18 protein-coding genes are annotated in these 19,350 nt (G+C 45.3%); 10 read left to right on the forward strand and 8 right to left on the reverse strand.

All coding sequences use genetic code 11. The features are described 5' to 3' along the window. Positions 1-156 precede the first annotated feature (156 nt). From CFE23_RS12785 to CFE23_RS12800, 4 genes are all read left to right on the forward strand, one after another. On the forward strand, positions 157-837 hold the full coding sequence (locus CFE23_RS12785) for a response regulator transcription factor (protein WP_291088622.1): 681 nt from the start codon (positions 157-159) through the stop codon (positions 835-837). Then, entirely contained in the window at positions 834-2,096 is a 1,263-nt protein-coding gene (locus CFE23_RS12790; RefSeq protein ID WP_291088624.1) for a HAMP domain-containing sensor histidine kinase, read from the forward strand. Before CFE23_RS12785 ends, CFE23_RS12790 begins: the two co-directional genes overlap by 4 nt. A gap of 179 nt (positions 2,097-2,275) precedes the next feature. Next, positions 2,276-4,960: a cyanophycin synthetase gene (cphA, locus tag CFE23_RS12795; protein WP_291088626.1), complete on the forward strand. Its 2,685-nt coding sequence runs from the start codon at positions 2,276-2,278 to the stop codon at positions 4,958-4,960. Between the two features lie 618 nt (positions 4,961-5,578). Further along, entirely contained in the window at positions 5,579-5,998 is a 420-nt protein-coding gene (locus CFE23_RS12800; protein ID WP_291088628.1) for a DUF2452 domain-containing protein, read from the forward strand. On the opposite strand, the gene CFE23_RS12805 is transcribed toward CFE23_RS12800, so the two are convergent. The 3 genes from CFE23_RS12805 to CFE23_RS12815 are packed head-to-tail and all read right to left on the reverse strand — an operon-like array spanning position 5,995 to position 8,221. After that, complete coding sequence (locus tag CFE23_RS12805) at positions 5,995-7,287, reverse strand: DASH family cryptochrome (RefSeq protein ID WP_291088630.1); 1,293 nt, start codon at positions 7,285-7,287, stop codon at positions 5,995-5,997. The two genes, CFE23_RS12800 and CFE23_RS12805, sit on opposite strands and share 4 nt — an antisense overlap. After that, the gene (locus CFE23_RS12810; protein WP_291088632.1) at positions 7,284-7,937 is read right to left on the reverse strand and encodes a flavin reductase family protein; all 654 of its coding nucleotides are present in this window, start codon (positions 7,935-7,937) and stop codon (positions 7,284-7,286) included. The genes CFE23_RS12805 and CFE23_RS12810 overlap by 4 nt, the downstream gene beginning before the upstream one ends. Then, positions 7,934-8,221, reverse strand: coding sequence for a TIGR03643 family protein (locus CFE23_RS12815; protein WP_291088634.1), 288 nt, complete (start codon positions 8,219-8,221; stop codon positions 7,934-7,936). Before CFE23_RS12815 ends, CFE23_RS12810 begins: the two co-directional genes overlap by 4 nt. A gap of 314 nt (positions 8,222-8,535) precedes the next feature. Between CFE23_RS12815 and CFE23_RS12820 the strand changes: the two genes are divergently transcribed. Together CFE23_RS12820 and CFE23_RS12825 are read left to right on the forward strand one after the other, a co-directional pair. After that, a complete protein-coding gene (locus CFE23_RS12820) occupies positions 8,536-9,504 on the forward strand; it encodes a hypothetical protein (protein WP_291088636.1) in 969 nt (322 codons plus the stop codon). A 202-nt stretch (positions 9,505-9,706) separates the two neighbouring features. Next, entirely contained in the window at positions 9,707-10,429 is a 723-nt protein-coding gene (locus tag CFE23_RS12825) for a YoaK family protein (protein WP_291088638.1), read from the forward strand. 42 nt (positions 10,430-10,471) lie between these two features. Here the strand turns inward: CFE23_RS12825 and CFE23_RS12830 are convergent, their stop codons facing one another. After that, positions 10,472-11,455 carry a helix-turn-helix domain-containing protein gene (locus CFE23_RS12830; RefSeq protein ID WP_291088640.1) on the reverse strand — a complete coding sequence of 328 codons (984 nt, stop codon included), beginning with the start codon at positions 11,453-11,455 and terminating at the stop codon, positions 10,472-10,474. 132 nt (positions 11,456-11,587) lie between these two features. Between CFE23_RS12830 and CFE23_RS12835 the strand changes: the two genes are divergently transcribed. Together CFE23_RS12835 and CFE23_RS12840 are read left to right on the forward strand one after the other, a co-directional pair. Further along, entirely contained in the window at positions 11,588-12,028 is a 441-nt protein-coding gene (locus CFE23_RS12835) for an SRPBCC domain-containing protein (protein ID WP_291088642.1), read from the forward strand. Between the two features lie 27 nt (positions 12,029-12,055). Next, positions 12,056-12,550 (forward strand): SRPBCC domain-containing protein, encoded by a 495-nt coding sequence (locus CFE23_RS12840; protein WP_291088644.1) that lies wholly within the window; start codon positions 12,056-12,058, stop codon positions 12,548-12,550. 60 nt (positions 12,551-12,610) lie between these two features. Here CFE23_RS12840 and CFE23_RS12845 read toward each other — a convergent pair whose 3' ends face one another. After that, the gene (locus CFE23_RS12845) at positions 12,611-14,032 is read right to left on the reverse strand and encodes an SDR family oxidoreductase (RefSeq protein WP_291088646.1); all 1,422 of its coding nucleotides are present in this window, start codon (positions 14,030-14,032) and stop codon (positions 12,611-12,613) included. Between the two features lie 135 nt (positions 14,033-14,167). Between CFE23_RS12845 and CFE23_RS12850 the strand changes: the two genes are divergently transcribed. Further along, the gene (locus CFE23_RS12850; RefSeq protein WP_291088648.1) at positions 14,168-15,340 is read left to right on the forward strand and encodes an AraC family transcriptional regulator; all 1,173 of its coding nucleotides are present in this window, start codon (positions 14,168-14,170) and stop codon (positions 15,338-15,340) included. A 75-nt stretch (positions 15,341-15,415) separates the two neighbouring features. Continuing rightward, positions 15,416-17,224 (forward strand): serine hydrolase, encoded by a 1,809-nt coding sequence (locus CFE23_RS12855; protein WP_291088650.1) that lies wholly within the window; start codon positions 15,416-15,418, stop codon positions 17,222-17,224. Positions 17,225-17,238: 14 nt separating this feature from the next. Here the strand turns inward: CFE23_RS12855 and CFE23_RS12860 are convergent, their stop codons facing one another. Genes CFE23_RS12860 through CFE23_RS12870 form a run of 3 tightly spaced genes read right to left on the reverse strand, consistent with a single transcriptional unit; the run spans position 17,239 to position 19,288 of the window. Beyond that, the gene (locus tag CFE23_RS12860) at positions 17,239-17,733 is read right to left on the reverse strand and encodes an acyl-CoA thioesterase (RefSeq protein ID WP_291088652.1); all 495 of its coding nucleotides are present in this window, start codon (positions 17,731-17,733) and stop codon (positions 17,239-17,241) included. Positions 17,734-17,763: 30 nt separating this feature from the next. Further along, complete coding sequence (locus CFE23_RS12865) at positions 17,764-18,633, reverse strand: hypothetical protein (RefSeq protein WP_291088654.1); 870 nt, start codon at positions 18,631-18,633, stop codon at positions 17,764-17,766. A 58-nt stretch (positions 18,634-18,691) separates the two neighbouring features. Next, positions 18,692-19,288 (reverse strand): TetR/AcrR family transcriptional regulator, encoded by a 597-nt coding sequence (locus CFE23_RS12870; protein WP_291088656.1) that lies wholly within the window; start codon positions 19,286-19,288, stop codon positions 18,692-18,694. Positions 19,289-19,350: the final 62 nt, after the last annotated feature.

Genomic DNA, 19,350 nt, shown 5'->3' on the forward strand with positions numbered 1-19,350 from the left:
TCGGTCACCACTACAGAATTAAAATAGAATTGCATCGGACATTTGTTTTTGGGAGTATGAAAAATGGCTAATCAGTGCGCCACGGCGTATCCTGCCATCTTTGAATTCCCGCTAATCTGTATACATTGCGTGCATTATGTCAAACCAATTACTGTTATGAAGATCCTGTTGGTAGAAGATGAGCCGGAACTGCAAAAAAGTATCCGCGATTATCTCGCCCCTGAAGGGAACATTGTTGAGGTGGCTTCTGATTTCATTGTTGCCGGGCAAAAGATAGCGCTGTACGACTACGACTGTGTGCTCGTCGACATCACGCTGCCGAAAGGCTCCGGGCTCGACCTGATCCGCCAGATTAAGGACAGGCGATCGAAAGCCGGAATCATTATCATTTCAGCAAAAGACTCTCTTGATGACCGGATTTACGGCCTCGACCTGGGTGCGGATGATTACCTCCCGAAGCCATTTCACCTGCCCGAACTCAATGCCCGCATCAAAGCACTAATGCGCCGCAAGCTGTTTGATGGCAACAACGAAATCAGTTTCAACGAAATCCGGATTTTACCCCACGAACGTCGGGTGATGGTCCATGACAGTTCCATTTTCCTGACGGCAAAAGAGTATGACCTGCTCCTTTATTTCATCGCGAACAAGAACCGTGTCATCAGTAAAGGTGCCTTGGCAGAGCACATTTGGGGTGACCATGCCGATGCACTCAACAATTTCGATTTCATCTACAACCACGTCAAAAACCTTCGGAAGAAGCTGCTCGAAAAGCACTGTGAGGATTACCTGCATACGGTTTATGGATTGGGGTATAATTTTAAAACACCAGAATGAAACTGCTAAACAGAACCAGTTTATATTACATGATTTTTGGTATTCCAATCCTCGTTCTATCGGGGTTTGTGTGTTATGCCATTGCCACGGAGGAAATAGAGGAAAGCAGTGATGCGCTGTTGTCTGATTTCAACACCCAGATCAAGACCTTTATCTTCGAAAATGATTCGGTGTCACTAAAAGTGCTTACCAAAGATAAAGAGGTTTCCATAACACGGGTGAAAAATTCGGAAGTGCGCCGGAGCTTTTTCTCTGACACGCTGGTGCAGAACAAGCAGGAAGGTGAGTACTCTGAAAACAGGATGCTGACGTCCTTCGTTAAAAAAGGCGACAAATACCTGAAGATCAAAATATGGCGCAGCATGCTCGAGTCAGACCAGCTGATCTGGGGTATCTTCTCCTCTATGATCACTGTGTTGATTTCGCTTACCCTGATTTTTGTCATCATCAACCTTTATATTTCAAAGGTATTGTGGCAGCCATTTTATACCGTCATAGACAACCTGAAAGGATTTAATCCAAACGACAGGCAAAGCCCCGCGTTTAAGCCAAGTAATATCGTGGAATTCAATGAGCTGAACGTTTCATTGGATGAAATGATGAAAAACATGATCGCCGACTACGGCCGTCAGAAGAAATTTACAGAGCATGCATCGCACGAGATCCAGACACCATTGGCGGTAATCAAATCAAAGATCGACCTGCTGATCCAATCGGAAAACCTTGGGCAGAGCGAAGCCCGAATCATCATGTCTATTGACGATGCGTGTTCTAAACTCATCCGCATCAACCGGTCGTTGCTGCTGCTCACCAAAATCGAAAACCGACAGTTTAAAGCAACGGATAAAGTTTCCTTTCAAAAAAAGGTATTGGGCGCGCTCAGTTTGTTTGATGACCACATCAAGAGCAGTCACCTGGATGTCGTCAAAAATTTTGAGGCCGATTTTTCGATACATGCTAATGCAGATCTTTGCCTCGTCCTTGCTAATAACCTGATTCAGAACGCTATCAGGCATAACATTCCCGGAGGTAAAATAATAATCACCATGACCACTGCATCGTTAAGCATCGCCAATACTGGTCTGTCAACAGCATTAGATGCCGCAACGCTTTATTCCCGGTTTAATAAAAATGCTGACTTGCCGGACTCTGTTGGCCTCGGCCTTGCCATCGCCCGGGAAATTGCGGAAGCCAGCCACCTTTCACTTGCCTACAGTTACCAGGAGGGCCTGCATGTTTTTTCGCTAAAACCCAATTGATCGCCGCATTGATATCTTGGTATCAATGAAGTCATTACAAGTGTGTTTCGCGGGGTCTCACCGAGAAGATTATGTAATAAATTATGAAAAAGATATAATTTATTAACCTTCATTTCTATTGACATTTGATTCGCTTTTGTCAGAAACGGACAAACACTATCCTAACAACAAACCGAAGCATGAAAATAGTAAAGATACAGGTACTGCGCGGACCAAATGTCTGGAGCAATTACAGGAACAGGTTGATACAGGTGAGGCTCGACCTTGAAGAAATGGAGCAATTTCCAACCGATAATATTAATGGTTTCTGCGATCGCATCAAAGCGTTGCTGCCAGGAATGATCGAACATGAATGCTCCGAAGGAAAACGGGGCGGTTTCTTCGAACGTGTGGAACGCGGTACCTGGTTGGGCCATGTTATGGAGCATGTCGCGCTGGAAATCCAATCGCTCGCCGGAATGGAAGCCGGTTATGGGCGCACCCGCGAAACGAATACCAAAGGAGTTTACAACGTGGTTTTTACATACGAAATCGAAGAGGCGGGATTGTATGCCGCCGACGCAGCATTCCGAATTGTGAATGCGCTTTACAGCAACGAACCCTATGACCTTTCAGCAGACATCGATCAGTTGAAAATGTTGAAGCGGCGATTCGGATTGGGGCCCAGCACGCTTTCCATAGTGAAGGAAGCGGAGAAGCGGGGTATTCCATGGAACCGAATGGGAAAAAACTCTAAGATTCAATTGGGATACGGCGTCAACCAAAAGCAGTTTCAAGCCACCATGACGTGTCATACGTCCAACGCCGGGGTAAATATTGCCGGGGATAAGGATGCCACTAAAAAACTGCTTGCCAATGCCATGATTCCGGTTCCTGCAGGCGATGTCTGCCAGTCCGATGAGGGCCTGAAGGAGATTACGGACCGCATTGGATTTCCAGTAGTGATCAAGCCACTCAACGGCAACCAGGGAAAAGGTGCGACGATTAATGTAACCGACTTTGCATCCGCACAAGTGGCACTGCAGGAAGCAAAGGCATACAGCCGCTACGTAATTGTAGAAAAATTTGTCACGGGCAGTGATTTCAGGCTTTTGGTGGTTGATGGGAAGTTTGTCGCCGCGTCCAAACGGTATCCGGCGCATGTTATTGGAAATGGGAGGTTAACCATCAGCGAACTGATTGACGAAGTAAACAGCCAGCCGGGCAGGGGAGAAGGACATGAAGCACCACTGACCAAAATAAAGCGCGACCAGGACACCGATTTCCAGCTTCAAAAATATGGATACCACTACGAATCAGTTCCGGCAGCGGGCGAAATGGTATACCTGAAATCGACTGCAAACCTTAGTACAGGCGGTACTGCCGAGGACATGACCGATGTCATCCACCCGGAGAATAAATTTATGGCGGAACGCATAGCGAAAATCATTGGGCTTGACGTGTGCGGCATCGATGTGATGGCGGCAAACCTGCGCGACCCCATCCGGGAGACTGGAGGTGCTGTCCTCGAAGTGAATGCGGCGCCGGGATTTCGGATGCATTTGGAACCAACCGTCGGAAGACGGCGCAATGTGGCCAGCGCTGTGGTCGATATGCTTTACCCGCCGGGAACGCCCAGCACCATTCCGCTATTTGCGGTAACAGGAACCAATGGCAAGACGACAACTACACGGCTTTTGGCACATATAGCAAAATCTGCCGGGTACCATCCGGGTTATACCACTACGGATGGCATTTACATCGATGGATACAAGATAAAAGAAGGTGATACCACGGGACCTGCGAGCGGGGCATTGGTACTCAACGATCCGATGGTCGACTTTGCTGTACTCGAAACCGCAAGGGGAGGGCTGTTGCGCAGCGGACTTTGTTTTGATCACTGCGACGTCGGGATCATCACCAATATCCAGGAAGACCACCTCGGATTGAATGATATCGAGACGCTGCGGGATTTGGCGCAGGTCAAAGCTGTGGTAGCTAGGAGTGTCAAAGAAAGTGGTTGGGCGGTATTGAACGCCGAGGATGCGCACTGCGTCCGGATTGCCAACCAGCTGGACTGCAATCGGGCCTTTTTCTCAATGGATGAAGAAAACGCACTCATACAACGCCGCATTAAAAGAGGCAGGCCTGTAGCGGTACTTTCAGGCGATACCGTAACGGTTATCGAAGGGACAGCACGCATTCCCATTGCGCCGTTGTCGCAAATTCCGTTGACTGAAAACGGAAAGTGTCGTTTCATGACAGCCAATGTGCTCGCCGCAACGCTCGCGGCATACTGCTGGGGATTTGACGTGATGCAGATCAGGCAGGCGTTGGGAACATTTGTCCCAGGTGTTGAACAAACGCCAGGCAGAATGAACCTTTTTGAATTCAAAGCATACAAAGTCCTGGTTGACTACGCCCACAATCCGCACGGCTTGCTTGCGATGAAGGATTATCTTTCGCACGTTGACGCCAACCGCAAAATTGGCATTATTGCAGGGATTGGAGACCGCCGCGACGAAGATACCATGGCATTTTCAGGCATAGCTGCGGGGATGTTTGACCATATTATCGTACGGCAGGAACACAGTCTTAGGGGAAGGACGGTAGATGAAATCAATAATCTTGTGGTAAAGGGCATACGTACTGTAAGTGCTACTGTGACTTTTGACCTGGTCCCTGAAGAAGCAGATGCTATTAAAGTCGCGTTGGACATGGCGCAGCCCGGCGATTTTATTGTCGCGCTCAGCGATGTTTACCCAAAGGTAATTGCCGAAATCAACGCAAGGCTGCAGTTTGAGAAAAGGGCGACTGCGTTGGAACAGCCTGTTCCCGAACTGCTTTCTCCCACAATTCACAAACGGGTTTCGGTTGGGTTTTGATGCTATTTATCTTAAAGAAAATCCATGGAAAGTCCATAGTAAGTCCATAGAAAGTCCATAGAAAATGCATTTTTAATGGATTTATTATACAATTTCTATTGAAAATTATTAAAGTACAAACGAAGATAATGCGATGTGATTTCAATGGCAAGCCGTATATCGCACAACATAATCCTGAGAGACTATAAATTTTTTCCGCTTGGGTGCTTTAAGTTTGTTATTAGAGCGCAGTTAAAAAAACTTAACGGAGCAAAACCCCGGTTTTCTGGTTATGACAGGTTATATATGCTGTCAAATGGATTGCCTTTTAACCCGATACGGGTGGACGGTAAAATGAAGGATTGAAAATCTTGTTTTGTTTTGGTTTGAACCTGCTGCATTGATTTGCTGCAGGTTTTTTTTAGCGTTTGCAGCTAATGCCTTACGCTTGTTGCTTAATCAACGGAGAATATAAGCAAAGTAATAACCATCTTTTTCAAACCTTGCATATCGCGGGGCAGCGCGTAAAAATCGAGCCGCCTATTGCCATCATCACTTTAAATTTCATTATAAGCAGATGTTATGGGAAATTACCTTCAATTCATTTCATTGCCGTAAATTTGAGATTCACAAAAAAATATGGAAGAGAAGAAACCAGACAACATCGTGTACTCTCAAGAGAACGGTTACAATGCCAATATCCTGCCTTATGCCACAAATATCGGAGCTCCTGTCATCCGGGTTGATGATGTGGTCGCGTGGAAAAGCCGGGGCATCCACAATGTGAATAAGGAGTTTGCGAATAAATTCGACGAACTCAAGGCCGAATACCAGAAGTTGATGGAGGAGTACAAATGGAACGAACTGGTTTACAACGCCAGGTTCTCATTTGAGCCCGTCATCGGGGAAATATACCACATGTATGCCGGAAATGACGGCAATGCATTCTTATCGTTGATTTCACCCGAAGAGTGGAATAAAGAGTACATCGCCACGGTGAAGTTGAACAGTGATAAAAAATGGATTCTGCTGGACAAGAAAAATTCCGGATTTTATTAATCGGACAGCCACAATTTGCGGTACGCCTTATTCTTATCGTAATCGGAGGCCTGCTTTTCAATATTAAAATAGCGGTTGCCCCGGGGATTGTTCCCAACGCCGGCAAGGTAGGCCCAGTTGCCCCAATTGCTGCAGACGTCGTAGTCTACGAGTTGCTCCTCAAAGTATGCCGCGCCAAACCGCCAATCCAGTTTCAAATCATTACAGAAGTAGCTGGCTACATTCTGGCGTCCACGGTTGCTCATGAAACCGGTAAGCCGGAGCTCCTTCATGTTGGCATCCACAAAATCAATTCCGGTGTTTCCCTCAATCCATTGCTGCAGCAATTTCCTGTTCACAGTCGTTAATGGCGCCGGCTTGTCCTGTATGCCTTCTTTCTGGAAGAATTTCAAGGAGTATTTTTTCATCATAAACCTGAAATAGTCGCGCCACATCAGCTCGAAAACGAGCCAATACGTTGAATCGTTGGCAACATGCAGGGATTCATATTTTTTAAGCTGCTGGTAAATATGCCTGGGAGAAATACAACCCAACGCCAGCCAGGCTGAGAATTTTGACGAATAATCGGCGCCAATCATCCCGTTTCGGGTTTCTTTGTACTCGGAAACAGCCTGCGAAGTAAAGAAATAATGCTCCAGCCGCTTCAATGCTTCTGTTTCACCACCTTTAAACTGCAATACGGAGCGGGCATCCAAAGCCGTTACGGTCAATCCGAATGCTTCAATTGAAGGGATTTCAGATGGAGGGATTTCAGGCGATTTAATCGCTGTTGGGGCTTCGAAAGCAGGCCTGATGATCGCGTCTTTTTCAACTTTTTTCCTGAAACTCGTGAATACATCCGGAATGTCCTTGATCGAAAATGGCAGGTCTTCAGCGTGGTACAGCGTGCTGGTACTGACAGTCAATAACTCGCAATGGATTTTCCACAAGTCCGCCTGCACAGCAATCTCAGTTTGCTTTTCCTCAAAAGCCACTTCTTTTTTCGCGTACACGCGATATGCCTTGTATTGTTTCGCAATTTTTGGAATTTCAACTTCTGGGTTACCGTTCACAATTAATAAGCCCGAGCCTATGGACCGCAGACTGGCATCGAGGTCCCGCAGCGATTCCATCAGGAATTGTGCCCGGTAGCTGCCTGTTTTCAGGAATCCAAAGGACGTGGTTTTAAATTGCGCGTCATCGATACAATAGACTGGAACAATCTGGTCATTTTGTGCGATGGCTTTGACGAGGGTTTCGTTATCAGTAATCCTTAAATCTGTTTTGAACCAAACTACTGCTGTTTTCATAAGTTAGGGCTAATGGAGGTCACTTCTTTATTGGGTTTTGCGTAGGCCAGTCTATCCAGCCTGATTGTTTTGTGGTAGCTGTCGAGACCGGAACAGGTAATCGAATTGGCTTTTTCAATGTCGACAAATCCGTCGGCGCCCAGACAGTCTTCGGGTATAGATACCTGGACAATTTCGCCAACCACCATGGTCGTGTTGTTGATCGTTAAATCCAGTTTTTCCCTGAATTGGATCCCCAATTGGATGTGGCTTTCTTTTACAAACGGTGCCGGGAAGTCATCTTTCAACAAAGGTGTCAGGCCTACAGCATCGAACTCTGAAACATCGGGATCGTAACGTGCCGATGTCTGGTGCGCTTTTTTATACATCGCCTCATTAAGGTGGTTCAGCGTATAGAAACCAGTTTCCAGAATATTTCTGAGCGTATCGCGTTCCGGTGGTTTAGGCCTGAAAATCAGCGCAATTAACGGAGGATGTGCCCCGATGTGGAATACAGAGCTGAACACGGCCACATTCGAGCTTCCTGATTTACTTTGTGTCCCGACCAAAACAACGCTTTTGAATCCGCCAAGGCTGTTGATGAGGTGTACCCGCACCTGTTTATCCAATAATTCAATATCATTGGCATGTAGTACCTTGGTGTTGCTCATCGCTTGGAGATTTTATTGTTGGAGATGGTGCGTTGCAGTGCGCATTTGAATCGGTCAATACCGTCAACCCGCTTCGCAAGGTGTTTTGTTTTACAGTTTTCGACACGTTTGCGCCAGAGTTTGTAGCTGCTGAATTTAAGCTCTTTCTTCATCAGAGCTTTTACATCTGCTTCCGATAATTGGAACTGGAACTTTATGGCATCAAATGGGGTTCGGTCTTCCCATGCCATTTCGATAATCCGGTCAATCTCTATCTCAGTGAAAGTTCGTGAGGATTGTAGCATTGAAACTTGTTTAATGTTTGAATGAAATTATTAAACAAATATACAGCTCTTTTTTGTTTTTTCCGCTTTAAGCACACGCTTTTTACGCTGTCCTGCCCGAAAATTTTATGGTAGATTAAAATAGAAACTTTTGGGACAACAGCTGTTCGCTGAATCACAACACTTATGCGCCAGACATGGCATTTGTTAACTGGGGCATTAAGGCTGAAAATTGTTGCGGATATTTACTTCAGCGATGCCACAACTACCTGACTTGTTGCTTGCTTTACCCATTGATTGCAGTACATTCATATTAATGATATAAATCAAATACCATGAAAAATCCACTTACTCTTTTGACTGACTCGAATGTTTTGCGGAACGGTGTTAAAGGCAGACTGTACGCAGGGGCTTTATTGGCCTTTCTTCATTTTTCAACGGCCTCGGCATCCTGCGGTTCAAATTTTAATTCGGTGGACAAGGGCGTTTCCGTTGCTGGATTTATGGCATCTAAAGCAAACGCTGGCTGCGTTGCGTCGCGGATAAAAGTTATCCCGCACGACTCGCTATTGCTGTCGAATATTGTGGCGCGGTCCTCTGCAGGAACGGAAGCGTCAGTTCCGGATACTACTGAAATCGAGCGTCACCGGATTTGGCTGACGTTGCAGAATGTGAGCGGCATGTTCAGTACGTTGCTCGTGGGCTATGTTACGGGCGCTACGATAGGCGTCGACTGCGGTTACGATGCGGTAAGTTTTGGAACTACAGGCGCCGAGTTCTACTCTATCATCGACGGGAATGCGTATGTCATCCAGGGACGGCCTTTACCATTTACCAATGACGATATCGTGCCTTTGGGGTTTAACGCCACGGAATCGGGAACCTTTCACATTGCCGTGTTAAACACTGATGGGCTGTTTGCCGGGGATCAGGATATCCTGCTACGGGATAATGTTACTGGGATAACCAACAGCATCAAGACCGTACCCTACACTTTCACGAGCGAAACAGGTGTCTTTGACAACCGATTTGAAATGGCGTATACTGATGCTGATTTAAGTACTGCCAATGCCTTTCCGAATGCGGCTGCGATTTATTCAAAAGATGGCACGCTGTTTGTTCAATCCCTAAACCAGATGAAAACGGTCCGGTTGTTTGATATGCAGGGACGGCTGTTGTCAGAAAACAAAAATATAGGCAACACCTATGTTCAATTGAACCGGCCTGATTTACGAGGCAAATTGCTGATCGTACAGGTTGTTGATGAACAGGACAAGGATTTCGTCAAGAAAATCATCCTGTAGCGGTTTCAGAATATTTCGTTTTTTATGACTTCTGGTATGAGCGTTTTGGTGGTCGACAAGTGCCAGGAATGCCAGTCGATAAACGTTGCAATATCATTGGTTTGAATTGTAAAACGAGGCGTATTATTTTATAACTTCGTTGGGTATTCCCACCACGCCATTACAGAAACTGACATGGAAAAACGGGATTAAAATCAGCACGATGTTTACACATCAGGGAAAGAAACGGACTTCAAAGCACAACCTGCAGATTGCATCGCTGTTGTCTTTCGTTGCTGGAATCGTCAATGTCGCCGGATTCCTTGCAGTGGCCAAACTGACTACGAATGTCACCGGACATTTTGCCTTCTTTGTGGACGAGGTATTTAAGTTGAATTTCTGGCAGAGTTTCATCTATTTTTTGTACATTTTTTTCTTTTTCCTGGGTTCGTTTTCATCCAATTTTCTGGTGGAAGTCATTTCGCGGCGAAACGCCAATTACGTCTACCTGGTACCCACCTCGATTGAGGCGCTGATTTTGGTAGTTGTGGCATTGTTGGGAAGCCATTTTATTGCCTTATATCCTAACCTCATTGCCTGCAGCCTGCTTTTTGCAATGGGGCTTCAGAACTCGCTGGTGACAAGGATTTCGAATGCTACTGTGAGGACGACACATTTGACTGGCCTTTTCACGGACTTGGGAATCGAATTGTCGCAATTGTTTTTTTACCACGATTTGGAATCGCGTGAGAAGCTTTTTTCTTCTGTCAGATTGCGCCTCACGATTATCAGTTTCTTTTTCACCGGAGGAATCGTGGGCGGTATTTTCTATTCCGAAATTGGGCTTTATGTGTTGCTGATAGGAGCGGGTGCTTTAATTTCAGGTATTGTATTTGATAACTTTAAGTTAAAACTGAAATTGCTTCACCGTAAATATGGCCATTGATTTCCAAGACAGAAATGCGTCATTTGATTGGTGTTAAGCATTTCAGACTGCTGCCTCTTTGTTGTATTTACTACGGTATGCGATGGGTGACATGCCTGTAATTTTCCTGAAAACCTCCCGGAAAGCTTTCACATCCGTATAGCCAACTTCATACATGACTTCGCTGATGGTTTTGCGCGTGGTCTCGAATGCTTTTTTCGCCATTTCAACTTTGACGCGTTGTGCGTATTCCAACGGCGTATTTCCCGTCGCCTTGATGAACCGCCGGTCAAAACTACGTCTTCCGGTTAAAAACTTTGCAGCCAGGCTTTCTGCTGATACCTTTGCGCCCGGGTTACTTTCGATATAGGACTGCGCCTCCATAACGAGGGTATCGCCATGCATTTTCTGTCCGGTAAATATGATAAAAGGCGACTGGCTGTTCCGGTCCATTTCAATCTGGAATATTTTGGAACAGTAGATCGCGGTCCGCCGGTCGTAATATTTTTCGATTAGGTATAGGATCAGGTTCAGAAAGGAAAACGCACCACCATTGGTGTAAATTCCGTTTTCATCGGTGATAAGCAGGTCTGTTTGCAGGTTGACTTTTGGGAACATGGCCCGAAACGTACCATCGGCAGCCCAGTGTGTAGCACATTGTCTGCCATCCAATAATCCTGTCGAAGCCAGCAGGAAGGCACCGGTGCACATCGTGGCCACTTCGGCGCCCAGTTTGTACTGCTTCGTGATCCAGTCGGTCATGGACTTGTTTTGTGCTATCGATTCGGGATAGTTGAAGTTGTTCAGTGCAGACACGATGATCAGGTCTGTTTTTGCAATCGCGGAGATATGCGTATGTGGTTTCACCGTGAACAGCCCTTCATAGAATTCGACTTCCTCTGAAATTCCTGCGAGCTGTATTTTGAAGAGATCGCTGCCATGGATTTCTTTCCAATAGGCATTGGCCTTTATAAAGACTTTATAAGTGCAAACGATGCTGCTCAGTTTGCTTTGTCCATCCGGAATTAAAATAGTCAGGTGTTTCATCACATTTGTTTTGGCAAATATATAAACTGCAGTTGTCCAAATCAACCCGTCACAATGTCTATTTTACCCACCATTGAAGTCGGAAACAGGCCATAGCTTTGTCATTATTAAAAGATAAATTTTTAAAGCAACATGGATTCAACAGATTTTATTTACACGATCAAGTCCGATAAGAAGGCGTCGCAGGTGTTCAAAGCAATTGCTGACGTCCGCTCCTGGTGGGTGGGTTACTACGGCGAAGAAATTATTGGCAATACCGAAAACGCCGGTGATGAATTTGATTTTACGGCAGGTGGCGATGTCCACTTCAGCCGGCAAAAGTTGATCGAAGTAGTTCCGGATAAAAAAGTCGTTTGGCTTATTACCGACAGCGCATTCAATTATGTGGAAAAAGCCGATGAATGGAAAGGCACACATGTCATTTTTGATATTGTTGAAGAAGGCGGGCAGACCGTTTTGACGTTTACCCACAAAGGGCTTACACCGAAACTTGAATGTTACAATTCCTGTGTACCTGCCTGGTCGCAATACCTCGAACACAAGTTAGTGCCACTGATTAACACCATACAATAGCAACAAATTTCTAAAAAATCAAACAAAATGAAAAACCAGGATTACACCACAACCCTCATCGTGCCAAACAGCACTGCGGAAGTATTTGACGCCATCAACCATGTTAAAGGCTGGTGGAGCGAAAGCATCGATGGCAGAACCGACGAACCCGATGCGGAATTTTTGTACCATTACAAAGACGTCCACGTTTGTAAAATAAAGATTGTAGAATTTGTCCCAAATGAAAAAGTCGTGTGGCTGGTTTTAGAAAACCATTTCAACTTCACCGACGATAAAACCGAATGGAAAGGCAATAAAATGGTGTTTGAGATTGCTGAAACGGACCATGGCACCGAGCTAAAGTTCACCCAACACGGTTTAACACCGGAGTATGAATGTTACGATGTCTGCAATGACGCGTGGACAAGTTACCTACAGGGCAGTTTAAAAAACCTGATTACCACAGGAAAAGGCAATCCCAATACTAAAGATGAGACCCTGAACGAGGAGTTGATTCAAAAGTGGAACCTGCCTCAAAAGTAGCAGGCCAGTGTACCGGAAAAGCGCAAATTCATATATGATAAGGATTTGCGCTTATACTTTTTACACGGCAATTTTCTTAATCATACCGCCAAAAATAAAAAAGTGGAAAGGCACAAGGCTGTACCAATATAAACGTCCCCAGATGCCACGAGGACGGAATGTGGCAATTTGATGCAGTACATTTTTTTCGTCGATGTAAAATTCGAGCCATGCCTCGCCGGGTAGTTTCATTTCGGCAAACAAAAGCAATCTTTTTTCCTGCCTGCTTGCCAACAGTACCCGCCAAAAATCAAGGGAATCTCCGGAGTGGATCTGGGTAGGGTGTGTCCTGCCGCGCCGCAGCCCTACACCACCGAATGCCTTATCCATATGCCCGCGGATGCGCCACATCCAATCGCCATAATACCATCCGGTGTCACCACCGATGGAAAAAATATTGTCCATTGTTTTTTCCAGGTCTGTGATGGCTAACGATTTTTTATCCTTGAGGCATCCGAATACCGGCACCTGAATGTAGCCCTGCAAATCCCCTGAAGACCTACTGCTCGACAAGCTGTCTTTCCAGCTGGATATGACGAGGTTCTGTTCGATTTTCAGGAAGGCCAGTTTAATCGCGTCGACATAGGAAATGGGATGGATTCCGAGGATGTGCTGCAATCTTTTGTCGCGCGCCACCACTTCCATCTTCATGCTTTCTACCAGATTGGACGCCAGTTTATAAGAAGTGGAGGTGACAAAATACAACCAATACGAAGACAACTTCGGTGTCATGACCGGTACCGTGATGATCCAGAGCTTGATCTTCCTGGTTTTAGCGTAAAGCAATAACATTTCCTTATAGGTCAGGATATTGGGTCCGGCAATATCAAATGAATCGTCATAGCAATCTTCCCGAAGCAGCACGCCAATCAGGTATTGCATCACGTCACGGATGGCGATGGGCTGTGTGTTGGTCAGGATCCATTTTGGCGCAATCATCACCGGGAGTTTTTCACACAGGTCACGGATAATTTCAAAAGACGAACTTCCCGATCCTACAATAATTCCGGCGCGCAGCACGGTAAGTTTAAAGTGGCCCTGGTACAGGATGTCTTCGACATCGCTTCGGGACTGGAGGTGTTTTGAAAGCACAGCATCATTGATAATGCCACTTAGGAACACCACCTGAGTGATGCCAATCGCGTCGGCATAGGTATTGAAATTTCTTGCGGAACGGGCTTCGAGATTGTCAAAGTCGGCGTTTGAAGAACTCATCGAATGAATCAGGTAATAGGCCGCATCAAATTTTGCGGGAAGCGACTTCAAATCGGGTTCATCCAGGAAGTCCGTTTCCCAAATGCTGATTTTGGATAAGGTGACATCGTCCAATCCGAGACGGTTCGCATTGCGCACGCAGCAAACAACTTCGTGGCCCAGGTTGAGCAGTTCCGGCAAAAGCCTTTTTCCGACGTAGCCGTTGGCACCAGTGAGTAGGATTCGCATATTTTTTTTTATAAAGCTACGCATTAATCGCGTCTGTCACTATCATTTTGTTTATAGAAATTTGCAATATTGATAAACAATTGTAATAATATAATATCTTTATGACCGTAATTTTTAAAAATCAGCGTCGCAGGAATGCATTATCAGTTTAATTTTTACAGCGCGATACTCCTGATTTTTTTCAGCCAGGGCATCATTTTTTCATACCTGCTTTTTCGTAGATCCGCTTCGCAAAACCGGTATGCGGACAAACTGCTGGGTATTTTCATAGTGCTTTGTGCGTTGTACATCCTCCCATGGATGCTCGGGTTTGCAGGCTGGTATTTTGTGCAGCCGTATCGCGACATCATGTTTTACCTGCCGTTGCAGCAATTGCTTTTGCTGGGCCCGTTGATGTATTTTTATACGTGCAGCCAGCTGGATGTATCATTTAAGATCGTGCGGAAGAATTTCATTCATTTTATTCCTGCGGCTATGTACCTTGCCTACACCTTCATTGTTTGGGTGGTCGACAAGATCATTCTGGGCAGGTATTATTTCTATGCCGATGGACACGATAAGGATCTCGATTCCTGGTATCAGCTTTTAGGACTTTTTTCCATGTCAATATATGGTTTTATGTCAATGAAGAAATATCTCGGGTACAGGCGAACCATATTTAACAGCGTCAGTTTTGCCGATACGATCACCTTTGCCTGGGTAAAAAAATACCTGTTTGCTTTCCTGGCGATGCAGGCCATCAGGATTATTTTTTTTGTACTTTATCCTGAATGGGGAAACTTTAGCGCGAAGGGCTGGTATTACCTTAGTTTTTCGATATTATTTTATTACATCGCCATTCATGCGTTGCTCAACAATGTCAAATCGATTGCTCCCGTTAAGTTAACTGAAGAGGATGAACCGTTGCCCTTACGCAAAGGTCAGGAAGAAAATCAGCCAGCCGACAACCTCCAGTTTGAGTCATGGAAACTGAGGATTTCATCGTTCATTGAACAGCACAGGAGTTATGAAAATCCGGAGCTTACTTTAGCAGACCTGGCCAGGGATTTGCAAACCAATCCTACTACACTTTCAAAAGTCATCAACAAGGCTTACGGTATGAATTTTAACGATTTCATCAACAACTTAAGGATTGAGGCGTTCAAGCAGCAACTGAACCTTAAGGTTTACGAAAAGCACACTTTATTAGCGATTGCTTTTGATTGTGGCTTTAATTCAAAGACGACGTTTAACAGGGCGTTTAAGAAGAACACTTCCCTGACCCCCAAATCGTATGTTGCCGAAACTGTGGAACAAAACAATATTTGATAGGTGCCAAATCATGAATTGGAACGACGGAAGCCAAAATAAGCTGCATTTTTGCTGCAGTTAATAAAACCTGTTATGCCTAAATTACTTACTATCGCAGCGGTACTGCTGTTTTCCATTCACGGATTTTGCCAGCGAATTGAAAGAGACACCAAGATTGTCGAAGTTGAAAATAGTTTGATGCCGTATGTTCCGGTTAAGGACTTTCCCGGGTGGAATATCCGTGACCGTATGAAAGCTTACCGCGTTCCGGGATTGAGTATTGCGGTAATTGAAAACTACAAAATTTCGTGGGCAAAAGGCTATGGCTTGGCGGATACCATCAAAAAGATACCTGTGGATGTTACGACAATGTTCTCTGCGGGGTCGATCAGCAAACTGGTCACGGCAGCGGGTGCCATGATACTCGTAGAACAAGGCAAATTGAGCCTGGACACGCCAATAAATCAATTCCTGACCTCATGGAAAATAAACGAGAATGAGTATACTGTAAAAACGCCCGTAACGCTGCGGATGCTTTTAAGCCATACTGCAGGAACGTCCCAATCGGCTTATTTTGGATTTACTCCTGATAAGGTGACATTCCCAACGGTGGTCGAGATACTCAACGGAACCCCAGCTTCGGAAAGCAGGCCGGTTGTGGTAAACTCGGAACCCGTAAAGGAGTTCCGGTATTCTGGTGGCGGTTCCCTCATCGCACAACTGGCCATGATGGATGCTACCCGTGTGGATTTTGCACCACTGATGCAGCAGCTGATATTCGGCAAACTGGGGATGGCGCACAGTACGTTTGAACAACCACTACCCGGTAAATTTGTCGGAAAAGCGGCGTGGGCTTATTCCGCGGCGTCTTGGTTTAAAGGAATGCCATACGTTTACCCTCAGCAGGCAGCAGCCGGATTGTATACGACACCGACAGACCTTGCGAAATTTTTCATTTCGTTACAACAGGCTTATCGCGGGAAAAGTGGGCTGCTTTCGGAGAGAATGACGAAATTGATGATGACGTCGCAGGCAAAAGTATCAGAAGGGACTTATAAGGAAACAATAGGCATAGGGCCGTTTTTGATTGAAAGGGCAGACAACACCGAAGGAAAGGGCAGGTACTTTGAATTTACCGGAGTCAACGCCGGTTTTTTGGCATACGGTATCGGAAGCGTCGAAGGCGGGAATGGTGTTGTAATCATGCTGAACTCGGGCGATGATGTGAATGGTATCGGGAAAGAAATCAGGCGTGCGGTGGCCAAAACGTATGGTTGGTATAAATTCCTGCCAGAGGAAATCATTCCTACCGTGCTGCCGCAAGCCCAATTGGAAGAATATGAAGGGCGGTATCGAAAAAGCATTGACGAGGTAATTTACATCCGGCGTGAGAAGAACTATCTCGTTGAAAAAATCAACGATGGGCAGGATATTTATTGTTTTCCGGTTGCAAAAGACACAATTGCCTTCACAGATTACAATGTAAAAGGCGCATTCTTAAAAGACAGCAATGGACTCGTCAATGCGCTTAAAATTGATTGGAATGAAAAACCGATGATGAAAATGCAACCTGAGGAGTTCAGTCCTACGGAATGCCTCGCCAGGAAAGACTATAAAGGCGCCAAAAAAGGTTTCCGCTCCATGAACATGAACGAATATGCAATCACATACCGTATTTACGATCTGCTGCATCAAAGCAACTTCGACATTGAAGCCGCGCGTACATTACTCGAGGTCGCTACGGAACAACATCCCAATGCGGCCATTGTATATTGCAGGTGGGGTGACTTTTATGAAATGCAACACAATAGGGAAGAAGCGATCCGGTCCTACAGACATGCGTTTGAATTAGATCCGAACGATGTGGAAATCAGGGAAAAACTGGAAAGGTTGAAACAATAGCACCATCACGGCTTTTATTTTGTATTCTCGCCTTTAAATTGGGTTCTTAATTGCATCACGCGCTCCTGCAGCGTAATAGCTTCACTCAATTCCGGATGTTCAATTGTTTTGGCCCAAACCAGGAACTCGGGCGTATGTGCTTCGCGTTTCCCGGTGTGGGCATTGACTGGAATCAGTTTTGTACGCATCACCGCTTTCAGTTGGGTTTTGTTGCTGTTTGTCATGACGGTTTCAACGTGCAGCATCGCGGCATCCACTTTTAGCAATGCCGACTGTATCGTGACTACTTCATTGTAAACGGCAGGGCTTGCATAGGCTATCTCGTGGCTTCCCACCACCCAGCCAATGCCCTGTTTGTAAGAATGCGTCAGGTCAAACTGGTAGTGTTCGAGCAGATGGTCTTCTCGGGCGTTGATCAGGTAATCCAAATATCTGGAATTGTTGAGGTGTCCAAAAGGATCGCAATCGCTGAACCGTATTTTGTACTGGGATTCCGGCGTTTTTTCCATGTTGTTTTATTTTTTTGATGAATGGTTGAATCAATAGATACTGAAAATATAGATTTCCCCGCTGAGCATTGCCGGAACAAACATTTCGCTTCCGGAGATCACAAAGTCGGCAGGCCCGGGAATTTGTAACGAAAAGGTCGTTTTTTTTACTTTGTTGAAATTGTTGGTTGCCATCTCACGGACGACACCTTTTGCTTCAAAAGCAACCCAGTCACTGGTATACAGGATACCGTTGTTGAGTGCGAGACCATCATAGTATCCTTCAGGGACATCAATCTTTGTAAAATGATTGTCCTTCAGGCTGATGTATCCCACAATGCCATTGGGTTTATTTTCAGAGCCGAAACCATTTACGTAGAGCCTGTCTGAACGTTTTTTACAAAACAATCCATTGATTCCGGGAATGGAAACACTGGTCTTGACTTCCGCATAGGTTTTCTCAACGAGGTCCAGCCTGAAAAGTTTGCTCTTGTCGGTCGCTGAAACAAAAAGGGTGTGTTCATCCCACACGGCGATATCATTCAGGAAACTGGCGTCTTTACTAAAGTCTATTTCATATGACACAGTGCCGGTTGCAATGTCGATGCCCAGTACCCGGTCAATATCCGTAAGGTATAAAATGCCTTTGTAGATGGCGAGCCCTTTTGGTGCGTTGAGTTTCGTTTTCACAAATTGGGCATCAATGATGGTTCCGGCTTTATCCATTTTGATGATTTGTCCGTCGCCGTCTTTTGCGCTTGGTTTAAGTTCGACACCGATATCTGCAGCATAGAGGAATCCGTCGGCTACGGCCACGCTTTCTACGTGGTGGAAACCCGTAATTATTTTGGCAGTTTGGGCATCTGCGTGAGCAAAGCAAAAGAATACAAAGGAAAACGGAATAAGGTATAATTTTTTCATTGGAAAGGATTTAAGTGGTTAGTTATATACCAATTGGTATATTTTACTTTAAATTTTTTTATGTTTTTAAGTTTATAATCATTTGTTGGAGGTAATCCATCGTAGTGTGAAGGATGTCGCGCGTCCCGTATGCCTTGGATTGCATCACGGCCCCTTCAATCAGGCACATCATCACCGAAGTGAATTCGGTCACATGGGTATCGGCTTTAATCTCCTGGTTGGCAATTCCCATTTGAAGGAGGCGTTCAATCGAAGTTTTCCACAAATGCAACGCCGCAACAACTTTTTTCCTAAGTTCAGGATGCGTGTCATCAGCTTCCGTAGATGTATTAAGCACCGGACAGCCTGCTTCAAGGAACGGGATATCGAGAAAATCCCGATATACTTCAGTGTAAACCAGTAGTTTGCCAATCGCATTTTCACGGGCTTCTATTTTTTGTCGGATAAAGGAAACGATTTTACCAAAATTATGGTCAAACGCCGCCAACGCCACATCATCTTTACTTTCAAAATTCCCGTAAATGCTTCCCTTGGTCAGACCCGTAGCTTGGGTAAGATCGTTTATCGAAGTCCCGGAATACCCTTTGGTGTTGAAGATTGGGGCGGTGGTTTCGATAATGAATTTTCTGGTGCGGTCCGCTTTTGAGTCTGCCATCGTAAACAGCGTGATTGAATTAATACCATGCGAATATAAAAATAAATTTTAAATAAAATACC

The sequence above is a fragment of the Flavobacterium sp. BFFFF1 genome (assembly GCF_002256285.1).
GTDB lineage: Bacteria > Bacteroidota > Bacteroidia > Flavobacteriales > Flavobacteriaceae > Flavobacterium.

Coding starts and splice junctions, on each gene's coding strand:
- CFE23_RS12785 (WP_291088622.1), top strand. CDS start 157: ATGAAGATCCTGTTGGTAGAAGATGAGCCGGAACTGCAAAAAAGTATC.
- CFE23_RS12790 (WP_291088624.1), top strand. CDS start 834: ATGAAACTGCTAAACAGAACCAGTTTATATTACATGATTTTTGGTATT.
- cphA (WP_291088626.1), top strand. CDS start 2,276: ATGAAAATAGTAAAGATACAGGTACTGCGCGGACCAAATGTCTGGAGC.
- CFE23_RS12800 (WP_291088628.1), top strand. CDS start 5,579: ATGGAAGAGAAGAAACCAGACAACATCGTGTACTCTCAAGAGAACGGT.
- CFE23_RS12805 (WP_291088630.1), bottom strand. CDS start 7,287: ATGAAAACAGCAGTAGTTTGGTTCAAAACAGATTTAAGGATTACTGAT.
- CFE23_RS12810 (WP_291088632.1), bottom strand. CDS start 7,937: ATGAGCAACACCAAGGTACTACATGCCAATGATATTGAATTATTGGAT.
- CFE23_RS12815 (WP_291088634.1), bottom strand. CDS start 8,221: ATGCTACAATCCTCACGAACTTTCACTGAGATAGAGATTGACCGGATT.
- CFE23_RS12820 (WP_291088636.1), top strand. CDS start 8,536: ATGAAAAATCCACTTACTCTTTTGACTGACTCGAATGTTTTGCGGAAC.
- CFE23_RS12825 (WP_291088638.1), top strand. CDS start 9,707: ATGTTTACACATCAGGGAAAGAAACGGACTTCAAAGCACAACCTGCAG.
- CFE23_RS12830 (WP_291088640.1), bottom strand. CDS start 11,455: ATGAAACACCTGACTATTTTAATTCCGGATGGACAAAGCAAACTGAGC.
- CFE23_RS12835 (WP_291088642.1), top strand. CDS start 11,588: ATGGATTCAACAGATTTTATTTACACGATCAAGTCCGATAAGAAGGCG.
- CFE23_RS12840 (WP_291088644.1), top strand. CDS start 12,056: ATGAAAAACCAGGATTACACCACAACCCTCATCGTGCCAAACAGCACT.
- CFE23_RS12845 (WP_291088646.1), bottom strand. CDS start 14,032: ATGCGAATCCTACTCACTGGTGCCAACGGCTACGTCGGAAAAAGGCTT.
- CFE23_RS12850 (WP_291088648.1), top strand. CDS start 14,168: ATGCATTATCAGTTTAATTTTTACAGCGCGATACTCCTGATTTTTTTC.
- CFE23_RS12855 (WP_291088650.1), top strand. CDS start 15,416: ATGCCTAAATTACTTACTATCGCAGCGGTACTGCTGTTTTCCATTCAC.
- CFE23_RS12860 (WP_291088652.1), bottom strand. CDS start 17,733: ATGGAAAAAACGCCGGAATCCCAGTACAAAATACGGTTCAGCGATTGC.
- CFE23_RS12865 (WP_291088654.1), bottom strand. CDS start 18,633: ATGAAAAAATTATACCTTATTCCGTTTTCCTTTGTATTCTTTTGCTTT.
- CFE23_RS12870 (WP_291088656.1), bottom strand. CDS start 19,288: ATGGCAGACTCAAAAGCGGACCGCACCAGAAAATTCATTATCGAAACC.